This is a genomic window from Pantoea sp. NGS-ED-1003 (assembly GCF_000738765.1).
In the GTDB taxonomy this organism is placed as follows: Bacteria; Pseudomonadota; Gammaproteobacteria; order Enterobacterales; family Enterobacteriaceae; genus Pantoea; species Pantoea septica.
Window position 1 is genome coordinate 1 of the sequence record NZ_JPQA01000018.1, and the last position, 10533, is coordinate 10533.

General features: G+C 52.6%; 10 protein-coding genes and 1 pseudogene. 8 read left to right on the plus strand and 3 right to left on the minus strand.

All coding sequences use genetic code 11. The features are described 5' to 3' along the window. Positions 1-55 precede the first annotated feature (55 nt). Positions 56-753, plus strand: a protein-coding gene (locus JS46_RS22090; RefSeq protein WP_225321516.1) for an IS1 family transposase whose coding sequence is annotated in 2 segments (ribosomal slippage) — positions 56-305 and positions 305-753 — 699 coding nt in all. Because the reading frame shifts where the segments join, the coding sequence is not laid out codon by codon here. 682 nt (positions 754-1435) lie between these two features. Here the strand turns inward: JS46_RS22090 and umuC are convergent. From umuC to JS46_RS24850, 3 genes and pseudogenes are all read right to left on the minus strand, one after another. Then, positions 1436-2491: pseudogene (gene umuC / locus JS46_RS22095) on the minus strand (translesion error-prone DNA polymerase V subunit UmuC); the annotation flags it as partial. A 349-nt stretch (positions 2492-2840) separates the two neighbouring features. Next, a complete protein-coding gene (locus JS46_RS22100; protein WP_033755879.1) occupies positions 2841-3167 on the minus strand; it encodes a four-helix bundle copper-binding protein in 327 nt (108 codons plus the stop codon). A 291-nt stretch (positions 3168-3458) separates the two neighbouring features. After that, on the minus strand, positions 3459-3689 hold the full coding sequence (locus JS46_RS24850) for a hypothetical protein (RefSeq protein WP_033755880.1): 231 nt from the start codon (positions 3687-3689) through the stop codon (positions 3459-3461). Between the two features lie 291 nt (positions 3690-3980). Here JS46_RS24850 and JS46_RS22110 point away from each other — a divergent pair, with 291 nt between their 5' ends. The 7 genes from JS46_RS22110 to JS46_RS23720 all read left to right on the plus strand — a co-directional run. Then, positions 3981-5849, plus strand: a complete 1869-nt coding sequence (locus tag JS46_RS22110) for a copper resistance system multicopper oxidase (protein WP_033755882.1) — start codon at positions 3981-3983, stop codon at positions 5847-5849. Between the two features lie 34 nt (positions 5850-5883). Continuing rightward, entirely contained in the window at positions 5884-6819 is a 936-nt protein-coding gene (locus JS46_RS22115; RefSeq protein ID WP_033755893.1) for a copper resistance protein B, read from the plus strand. A gap of 35 nt (positions 6820-6854) precedes the next feature. Further along, positions 6855-7235 (plus strand): copper homeostasis periplasmic binding protein CopC, encoded by a 381-nt coding sequence (gene copC / locus JS46_RS22120; RefSeq protein ID WP_101826986.1) that lies wholly within the window; start codon positions 6855-6857, stop codon positions 7233-7235. A 4-nt stretch (positions 7236-7239) separates the two neighbouring features. Next, on the plus strand, positions 7240-8172 hold the full coding sequence (copD, locus tag JS46_RS22125; RefSeq protein ID WP_033755886.1) for a copper homeostasis membrane protein CopD: 933 nt from the start codon (positions 7240-7242) through the stop codon (positions 8170-8172). Positions 8173-8200: 28 nt separating this feature from the next. Further along, positions 8201-8881, plus strand: a complete 681-nt coding sequence (locus JS46_RS22130; RefSeq protein WP_007708057.1) for a heavy metal response regulator transcription factor — start codon at positions 8201-8203, stop codon at positions 8879-8881. Next, positions 8878-10275, plus strand: coding sequence for a heavy metal sensor histidine kinase (locus JS46_RS22135; protein ID WP_033755889.1), 1398 nt, complete (start codon positions 8878-8880; stop codon positions 10273-10275). Before JS46_RS22130 ends, JS46_RS22135 begins: the two co-directional genes overlap by 4 nt. Positions 10276-10414: 139 nt before the next feature. Next, the coding region (locus tag JS46_RS23720; RefSeq protein ID WP_001624700.1) for an IS1 family transposase at positions 10415-10533 on the plus strand (119 nt) is incomplete at its 3' end.

A 10533-nucleotide genomic window follows, 5' to 3' on the forward strand; every position in this document is an offset into this window, starting at 1 on the left:
GGTAATGCTGCCAACTTACTGATTTAGTGTATGATGGTAATTTTAAGGTGCTTGCGTGGCTTCCATTTCCATCAGATGTCCTTCCTGCTCCGCTACTGAAGGCGTGGTGCGTAACGGCAAAAGCACTGCCGGACATCAGCGCTACCTCTGCTCTCATTGCCGTAAAACATGGCAACTACAGTTCACTTACACCGCCTCTCAGCCCGGTACGCACCAGAAAATCATTGATATGGCCATGAATGGCGTCGGATGTCGCGCCAGTGCACGCATTATGGGCATTGGCCTCAACACGGTTTTACGTCACTTAAAAAACTCAGGCCGCAGTCGGTAACCTCGCGCATACAACCGGGCAGTGATGTGATTGTCTGCGCTGAAATGGACGAACAGTGGGGCTACGTCGGTGCTAAATCACGTCAGCGCTGGCTGTTTTACGCGTATGACAGGATACGGAGGACGGTTGTGGCGCACGTCTTCGGTGAACGCACTCTGGCCACACTGGAGCGTCTTCTGAGCCTGCTGTCGGCCTTTGAGGTCGTGGTATGGATGACGGATGGCTGGCCGCTGTACGAATCACGCCTGAAGGGAAAGCTGCACGTTATCAGCAAGCGTTACACTCAGCGCATTGAGCGACATAACCTGAATCTGAGACAACATCTGGCAAGGCTGGGACGGAAGTCACTGTCGTTCTCAAAATCGGTGGAGCTGCATGACAAGGTCATCGGACATTATCTGAACATAAAACACTATCAATAAGTTGGAGTCATTACCCAATTTTGAGGTTATGAAGTAAAGCTCATATGAGTTTATGAGTGATATAGGCTCATAGTTGACTAACCATTTCGTATTTGAGTTTTTACTCATTTGAGTGAAAGCTCAAAGTGCAAATAACTTTCAATAGTGTTTCTCATTCCTTGACCTGTGAAAATTCCGATCAGCCTTTTAGCGACACACATTCCTTTCTGGTTTATCCATGCCTCGTTAAATCAATCCCGCTTCGTCTTCCATAAAGGTCTAAACCTTTAGGCACAAATTCTGTTATGAGTAAGTAATAAGGACGGGCTCGATTACCCTAGAACTTATTTTGAGTGTATATAAATACATTGAGTAAATGAGTAAGTGAGTATAGGGTTATGCAAAGGCCTGAGTCATATTCACTCAAAAGAGTAAATGTGTTTTTACTCACATGGCTTTAACAAAAGGGATAATCAGCGTTCACGAGCGAAAAGTTCAATGATGCCCTGAGCAGCCTAAAAGAGCATTCAGTATTTGAGTTTATGAGTAAATACTCATATAGATTTAAAAGTAATAGCGCTTAATGCTGACAAGCTAACTTTTAATTGAGTTTTTACTTAATTGAGTAAAAGAGTAAAAACTCAATAGATTTAGTGCGTTCTGATGGTGTAGCTAAGTGTAATTAACCTGAAAAAAATGCAGGTCAGCATACTTTAGCGACAGGCAGTTCTTTCCAGTTGGTTGTCCACGCCTTACTCAACATCTCACGCTTCATTTTCCAGTCAGGGTCGATACCTTTCCCCGCAAATCCAATATTGTAACGCCCCGACTGGTTCATTTTGTCTATTAAGCTCATCAGCGCCTCGCTGCCTGCACGCGGCACCTCATCGTCGAACAAATTAAGCTGTGCCATGCCGTCCGGCCGCAGCTCGTTCAGCATGATGCCAGCTTTCGCATAGCGGAAGCCCGGGCGCCAGATCGCATCAAGAGACTTCACGGCCGCCTCGATGATATTGCGTGTGTCCTGTGTGCCGACGCGCAGCTTCACAAAGGCCGTATTGCCGTACCCGGGCTGACCAGTATCGAAAGGAGATGTGCGGATAAAAACGGAAACGTGATGGCAGAACTGGCGATCCTCACGAAGCTTTTCCGCCACGCGCTCGGCGTAGGCGCAGACGGACTGACGCATTGCGTCATACTCCGTAATACGTTCGCCAAAGCTGCGGCTGACCACTATCTGCTGCTTTGGTGGCAGCGCGTCTTCCATCGGGATGCAGGACTCACCGTTAAGCTCACGCACCGTACGCTCCAGCACTACGCCAAAGGTTTTTCGGATGAGGGAAGGGGAGGCGCGCGCCAGATCGAGCGCTGTTGTGACGCCGAGCAGCTGCAGTCGCTTTTCAAGTCGGGAGCCCACACCCCAAAGTTCACCCACGGGTTGACGTGACAGCAGCTTTTCGGTCCGCTTTGGATTACCCGGTGTAAGGGCGAGCACCCCGCCAAACTGCGGCCATTCCTTCCCGGCCCATTGCGCTGACTTCGCCAGCGTCTTCGTCGGCCCCAGACCGACCCCGACAGTCAGCCCGGTACAGGTTTTTACATGGTTGCGGATCATGCGGCCGAAATCCTCAAAGGGCATGGCCATTTCCATGCCGCGGCAGTCACAGAACCCCTCATCTACGGAATAAACCTCCAGACGCGGCACCATCTCCTCGATACAGGACATCACACGCGTGCTCATAGAGTGATTTATGTGGAATAGAAATTCAACACGAGACTTAAATCTTTCTGAGAGGATGTACACTACAAATTTGTACATTAATTATACAGGACTTATCCCCCGTTTTTGTGGATAAGGCAGAGGGCATATGTACCGACCGGCTGCAAAAACACGCCCGGGTTTTTACGATATTTAATACAGGGGGATGTCAGTTTAAAAAAGCCTGAACAGGGACGCGGCATTTCCCTTCTGGCTGTATAGCGGGCAGTCCGGATAAGAACGGTGATTTTTACCACCCTGACGCCGGGTGTATGTATCAAAAATCACCGGCTGGAATGAGACAGGCGGTACTTTCCGGAAGCTGCGACTGGACAGCTTCCATTTGCTGTCACGCTGCCATTTTCCGGCATTCTTCAGCACAGCGGTAACAGGCTTCAGCACATTTCTTACAGTGCTCGTGCTCATGTTTCGCGCACTCATCACCGCATTTCTGGCATGCTTCTGCGCAAACCTTACAAATCTGAGCAGCGAATTCACTGTCCATTGTCATCAGCTCAGCTGCCAGGCGGCAGATGCTGGCGCACTGCATGTCCGCCCGGATGCATTCGCGCATCATCTCAATATTTTCTTCTTTCAGGCAGGACGTTGCGCAGTAGTCACAGGTTGCAGCGCAGATATAACAGGCCTCAATGCAGTTGCGGTATTGTTCAGACATAATTTCTTCCCGTAATCGTTAAATGCAAAGAAGTGGTAAGCATGGAACAAAATGTTGATTGCTGCAAAAGCGTTTTATACAGACGGTAGCAGGAGTGGGATAAAACAGGGTTAAAAAAAGCCCGTCACAGTCAGACGGGCTGGCTGATTACAGCCTAAACAAAGTTGTTCAGATAACTCAGTGTAATGAGGGTTAACGCACAACACATTCCGTAACAACAGTAACCATGACAAAATCCGGATGATTTATGCCCAGGTTTTTTCAGCTAAGGCTACGGGCTGTCATCTGCGTTTATTTATCTTCCTGCATCATCTTGCGGTGCGTTTCAATAATGTTCTGATGTGCGGCAGAACTGCTGTTATTCATGCTCTGATGTGCCTGAATCGCCAGCTCATGTTCATTCATGGAGGCCGCCGGGGCTTTCTTGTTCATGCAGCAGGACATGTCCATGGGGGCTGGCTGAGCCTGAGCGGCTGAAACGGACAGAAGGACCGCAGCGGCGGCAAGCATAATCTTTTTCATTCGTAATTCCTTACGTTTAAAGGATAAAAATAGCCGTTAATTCCGGACAGGAACTTTACCGGCCTCAGTGATTTTCATCGTATCCGAAAAAAAACACCGTGAACGAAAATGACAAAAATGTAATTCAAAAACATCAGGTTCCAACATGACATAAATGTAATCAAGTCGGGATTCCTGTTGTGATAGCTTGCCGGTAACAAAAATAAAGTTCCTGACCGGATTGCATTAGTGATGCATCTGGTGTGGAGAGATTTTCTCCCGGGATAATCTGCATTTTGCCGGAGCACAGTCATGCAGCTTAAAAGTTCACGACGCAATTTTATCAAAGGGATCGCAGCGGCCAGCGTTGCTGGCGGTCTTGGTATGAAGACGTTCAATGCTTTCTCGGCGGTAAGTCTGGTACAGCCCCGCACGCTTACCGGTAATGATTTCGACCTGTTTATCGCCGAAACGCCACTTAATATCACCGGCAACATCCGTTATGCCAAAACCATCAACAGCGGCCTGCCGGGGCCTCTGCTGCGCTGGAAAGAAGGCGATACTGTCACGTTACGGGTTAAAAACCGTCTGAAAGAAACAACCTCCATTCACTGGCATGGCATCATTCTGCCAGCCAACATGGATGGCGTTCCCGGCCTCAGCTTTCACGGTATTGAACCCGATGATACTTACGTCTATTCATTTCGCGTAAGGCAGAATGGCACCTACTGGTATCACAGCCATTCCGGCCTGCAGGAGCAGGAGGGCGTTTACGGCCCGATTATCATTGATCCCGCTGAGCCTGAGCCATTTAAGTATGATCGGGAACACGTGGTAATGCTGACCGACTGGTCAGATGAAAATGCCTCTGCCATTCTTTCAAAACTGAAAAAGCAGTCCGACTACTACAACTTTGCCAAGCCTGCTGCTGGTGACTTTTTCCGTGATGCCCGGGATAAGGGGCTGGGAAATACCCTGGCTGACCGGAAGATGTGGGCGGAAATGAAGATGAACCCGACTGACCTTGCAGACGTCAGCGGTGCGACTTACACCTATCTCATGAACGGTCAGGGCCCGGGTAAAAACTGGACGGGGCTGTTCCGTAAAGGCGAAAAAATCCGCCTCCGCTTTATCAATGGCTCTGCCATGACCTACTTCGATGTACGCATTCCTGGCGTGAAGATGACCGTGGTGGCTGCTGACGGCCAGTACGTCACCCCCGTCAGTGTGGATGAGTTTCGTATTGCCGTAGCTGAAACCTACGATGTCATTGTAGAGCCCGTCCAGGATGCCTGCACCATCTTTGCCCAGTCCATGGACAGAAGCGGCTATGCACGGGGCACGCTTGCCGTTCGTGAAGGCATGACTGCCCCGGTTCCTTCCACCGATCCTCGTCCCTGGCTCACCATGGATGATATGGGAATGGGGGGAATGGATCACGGCAGCATGGGAGATACAGATCACGGGCAGATGCAGGGTATGGGCGGCGGTAGCATGCAGAGCATGGATGGTTCAGCTGTGGAAAGCGCCCCGGCAGGCAGTATGGCTGGCATGGATCACAGCAGCATGGCCGGCATGGACCACGGCAGCATGGCCGGCATGGACCACGGCAGCATGGCCGGCATGGACCACGGCAGCATGGCCGGCATGGGTGATATGCAGAAGCATCCGGCATCAGAAACGAACAACCCACTGGTTGACATGCAGGCCATGATGCCCACGTCGAAGCTCAGCGATCCGGGTATCGGGCTGAGGAATAACGGCCGCAGGGTTCTGACCTACGCTGACCTGAAAAGTACTTTTGACGATCCGGACGGACGCGAACCCTCACGCACCATAGAACTGCATCTTACCGGCCATATGGAAAAATTTGCCTGGTCTTTCAATGGTATTAAGTTTTCCGATGCAGAGCCGGTCACGCTCCGCTATGGCGAGCGCGTCCGCATTGTCCTGGTCAACGATACCATGATGACACATCCCATTCATTTGCACGGAATGTGGAGCGACCTTGAGGATGAAGAAGGGAATTTCCTGGTGCGTAAACACACCATAGATATGCCGCCCGGCACGCGCCGCAGCTATCGTGTGACGGCCGATGCGCTGGGCCGATGGGCTTACCACTGTCACCTGCTTTTTCATATGGAAACAGGCATGTTCCGTGAGGTCCGGGTTAATGAGTGAGGTACTTCTGATGTCAGCTTCTGATCGTGGTGATATGAAACATAACTTTTGCAGCCCGGCGGCCGGGCTGCTGGTTTTCGCAGCGATTGCCGGCAGCGCACTTACGGCCGTCCCTGATGCCCGGGCTGAAGCGGCGCACAACATGCAGGCGCATGACATGAGTGCAATGTCGGGCATGGACCACTCCGCTATGGGCAATATGGAACCCATGTCCGGGATGGAAGGCATGGAGTCTATGCAGCCTGCTGCCCCGACTGAAAGCAGAACGCCTGTTCCGGTACTGACGGACGCCGACCGCCGGGCTGCGTTTCCTGACGTGCATGGTCATAAAGTGCATGACAGCAGCATGAACTGGTATCTGCTGGCCGATCAGCTTGAGTGGCAGAAAAATAATGAGGCCGGGGGATTCAGCTGGGACGTCAGCGGCTGGGCTGGCGGGGATATTGATCGGCTCTGGCTGCGCAGCGAAGGGGAAACCAGCGACGGAAAAACCGAGTCGGCAGAGGTGCAGGCCCTCTGGGGGCACGCTGTCTCGCCCTGGTGGGACGTGGTCGCGGGTGCGCGGCAGGACTTCAGGCCCGGCAGGCCCCAGACATGGGCCGCCGCCGGCTTTCAGGGCATGCCGCTGTATAACCTCGAAACTGAACTCACCGCGTTTGCCGGTGAGCAGGGACGCACCGCGCTCCGGTTTGAAGCAGAGTATGACGTGCTGCTGACCAACCGGCTCATCCTGCAGCCGTCTTTTGAAGCCAATTTTTACGGTAAGGATGATGAGGTGCGTGAAACCGGGAAAGGACTGTCCGGTACCGAGCTTTCCCTGCGCCTTCGTTACGAAGTAAAGCGGGAATTTGCGCCTTATGTGGGCGTATCGTGGAGCCAGCTTTATGGCAACACGGCCGATATGGCGACCCGTGAAGGAGAGAAGGACAACGAAGTGCGCTTTCTTCTCGGTGCCCGCGTGTGGTTCTGATGCAGTTAATTCTAACAAACAAGACAGGTATGAATATGAAACGTAATTATGCTGGCTACGTCATCGCTGTTGCCGCCTCTGTTGCTGCTTTTGGCGCGCAGGCGCATCCGGAACTGGCTTCTTCTGTCCCTGCTGATAAAGCGCAGGTGGCAGCGCCTTCAAAAGTGGAGCTGCACTTTACTGAGAATCTGGTCACAAAATTTTCTGGTGCACGTCTCGTCATGACCGCTATGCCCGGCATGTCCTCTCATGCCCCGATGGCGGTTGCGGCAAAAGTGGCCGCCGGTGGCGATCCGAAAACCATGGTGATCACGCCAGCCAAACCTCTGGTGCCTGGCACATACAAGGTGGAGTGGCGTGCGGTGTCTTCTGATACACACCCGCGCACGGGTAACGTCAGCTTTAGCGTGAAATAATGCCATGAACGATCAGACTTTTATTGTTATCCGCTTTTTCCTTTACCTTGACCTTATGGTTCTGTTTGGGCTGCCTTTATTTGAACTGTATGCCGTGAAGGGAACGCTTAAAAAATCGGTGTCATTATTCAGTGTCTGGTCGTTCTTTTTTATTCTGATATCCGTCGGCATTGTTCTGTCGCTGGCGAATATGCTGCTGGTCGCGCAGGCGATGAGTGGCGTGACTGACGCAGGTGAAATCACGCTCCACATCATAGAGATGGTTATCGGTGAAACTGCGGTCGGCCTCAGCTGGGTTATCCGGCTTGCCGCACTCGTCCTGGCCTTCGTCGGACTGGGCTTGCGGCTGCGCAATGCCGTTCTGTCGCGTTACGTTCTCACGCTTTCCGGAGGCACAGCGCTGGCCACCCTGGCATGGGGCGGTCATGCGGCCATGAACGACGGTATGAGCTACTATCTGCATCTGCTGAGCGATATCATCCACCTGTCGGCAGCCGGTGCATGGGTGGGCGCGCTCACGGCCTTTGCCATTCTGTTATGCATCAAAAAGGCGCAGACGGCCAGCCACGTCCGGCAGCTTGCGGAAGCCCTGACGGGCTTTTCCCGGGCCGGCACGGTGATTGTGCTGAGTATTGTCATCACCGCCGTCATTAACTTTTTCTTCATTGTGGAAGACCCGGTCAAATCTTTGCCGGGCAGCCACTACGGGCTGCTCCTGCTAATCAAGACAGGCTTGTTTTTCGTTATGCTGTTGCTGGCTGCCGCGAACCGCTTCCGGCTTGCACCCGCACTGGAAAATGCGCTCGGTCAGGGCCACTATAAGACGGGTATTGCGTTGATGCGCAAAAGTATTATTACAGAGTTCAGCGTGTCTATCCTGATTCTGGCGACCGTAGCCTGGCTTGGCACGCTGTCGCCCGGTAACGGTATGGCGTAACGACACTCAGCTGCAGGGCCCTTATACCATGACCACTCTTCTGATCGTCGAGGATGAAATTAAAACCGGGACTTACCTGAAACAGGGTCTTCAGGAGGCAGGGTATGACGTCACCCTTGTGAATGACGGCCGTCAGGGGCTGGAGCATATCCTTCAGCAGCGCTACGACCTGATTATTCTTGATGTGATGCTGCCCTCCCTGGACGGCTGGGACATTCTGCGGCAGATGAGAATGGCCCGCCACGAAGAGCCCGTGCTGTTTCTGACCGCAAGGGATAACGTCAGCGAAAAAATCAAAGGCCTGGACCTGGGAGCCGATGACTATCTTCTCAAGCCGTTCGATTTTGCCGAGCTTCTGGCCCGTATCCGGACCCAGCTCAGGCGTAACCGCTCTCTGGCATCCGGCATGTACGAAATAGCTGACCTGGTGATGGACATATCCCGCCGGAGCGTCAGCCGTTCCGGCAAAAAAATTCATCTGTCCACAAAAGAGTTTGTTCTGCTTGAGCTGCTGCTGCAGCGTCGCGGTGAAGTGCTGCCAAGAAATCTCATCTCCTCCCTGGTCTGGAATATTAATTTTGAGAGTGACACTAACGTGATTGATGTGGCTGTCCGGCGGCTGCGCAGCAAGGTGGATGATGACTTCAGCCCGAAGCTGATCCATACCGTGCGCGGCATTGGCTACGTGCTGGAGATACGTGAAGAATGAAGCGTAACGGGTCTCTGACTTCCAGACTTAGCCTGGTCTTTGCCGGTGTCATGATGTCCGTCTGGCTGCTTACCAGCGTTCTGCTGGTTGCCGCGCTGGGCAGTTACTTTCGCAGCCAGGACCTTACGCTGCTGACCGGTAAGCTTGAGCTGGCTACCGAACTGCTGGAAAGTGAAGTCCGTACAGGAAAGCTTGATACCGTCGGGCTTGCCCGCAAGCTTGCCGACGCCATGGTGGGCCATAGCGGACTTTATCTGTCGATCAGGACTGCTGATAATCAAATACTCGCCGACTATTTCTCTCCCGGCTTCCCGGTTCCGGCTGAGCGCTTTGCCGGTGAGGCTCTGAAGCTGAACACCCTGCAGACGGTGGAGGAAGACGGCTGGCGCTATAACGTCATGATTAAAAAAATCGGTGCAGAGAACGCGGGCAGGCACCGGGACGTGCTGATAACAGCCGCCTACGATACTGGCTTTCATGATGAATTTATCGGCCAGCTGAAAGAGTGGCTGATGTGGCTTAACGGGGGACTGATTTTTCTTTCTGTCTTGCTGGGCTGGCTTGCCACCCGCATCGGACTCCGGCCGCTGAATGAAATAAACCGGCTGGCTTCGGCTATTACCGTTAATAATCTCAGTGAGCGCCTGCCGGCCCGACACCTTCCTTCGGAGCTTATGCCTACCGTAGCCGAGTTTAACGGCATGCTGGAGAGACTGGAGGGCTCTTTCAGGCGCCTGTCAGAGTTTTCATCTGACATAGCCCATGAGCTGCGCACTCCCGTAAGTAACCTGATGATGCAGACGCAGGTTGCCCTGTCCCGGGAGCGTGACGCTGCCAGCTACCGGGAAGTGCTTTTCTCAAACCTGGAGGAGCTGGGCCGACTTGCCAGAATGAGCAGCGACATGCTGTTTCTGGCGAAGTCTGAAAACGGGCTGCTGGCGCTGGAAAATGAGATTTTTTCCGCAAAGGCAGAACTCGAAGAACTAATCGAATTTTTCGAGCCGCTGGCCGCTGAAAACGGTAAAACCCTGACGCTTGAAGGGGAGGCCAGCATGAAGGGCGATCGTCTGATGCTACGCCGGGCGCTGAGCAACCTGATAACCAATGCCATAAAGTACTCTTCAGACGGCGCGGCGATCCTGATCCGGGCAGAACAGCAGATCGGGATGGCGTTTGTTCATATATCTAACCGCACGGAAGCCATCACGCAGGAAAATCTGGACAGGCTTTTTGATCGCTTTTACCGGGGCGACTCGTCCCGGCAACATAACACGGACGGTGCTGGCCTGGGCCTTTCCATCACGCGAGCCGTTGTTCAGGCTCACAACGGTACATTGCAGGTTTTTTTGGACGAAGACATCGTTACGTTTACGGTAAAAATACCAGCAGCATGATTTACGTTGATGTGCGCTTTCTTCATGCTTTCGCCCGTAATAATTCTGAACTGCTTTAAATCAAGGATTTCTTTCCCGGTTTTGGGTGATGCTGCCAACTTACTGATTTAGTGTATGATGGTGTTTTTGAGGTGCTCCAGTGGCTTCTGTTTCTATCAGCTGTCCCTCCTGTTCAGCTACTGACGGGGTGGTGCGTAACGGTAAAAGTACTGCCGGACATCAGCGCTATCTCTGCTCTCACTGCCGTAAAACATGGCA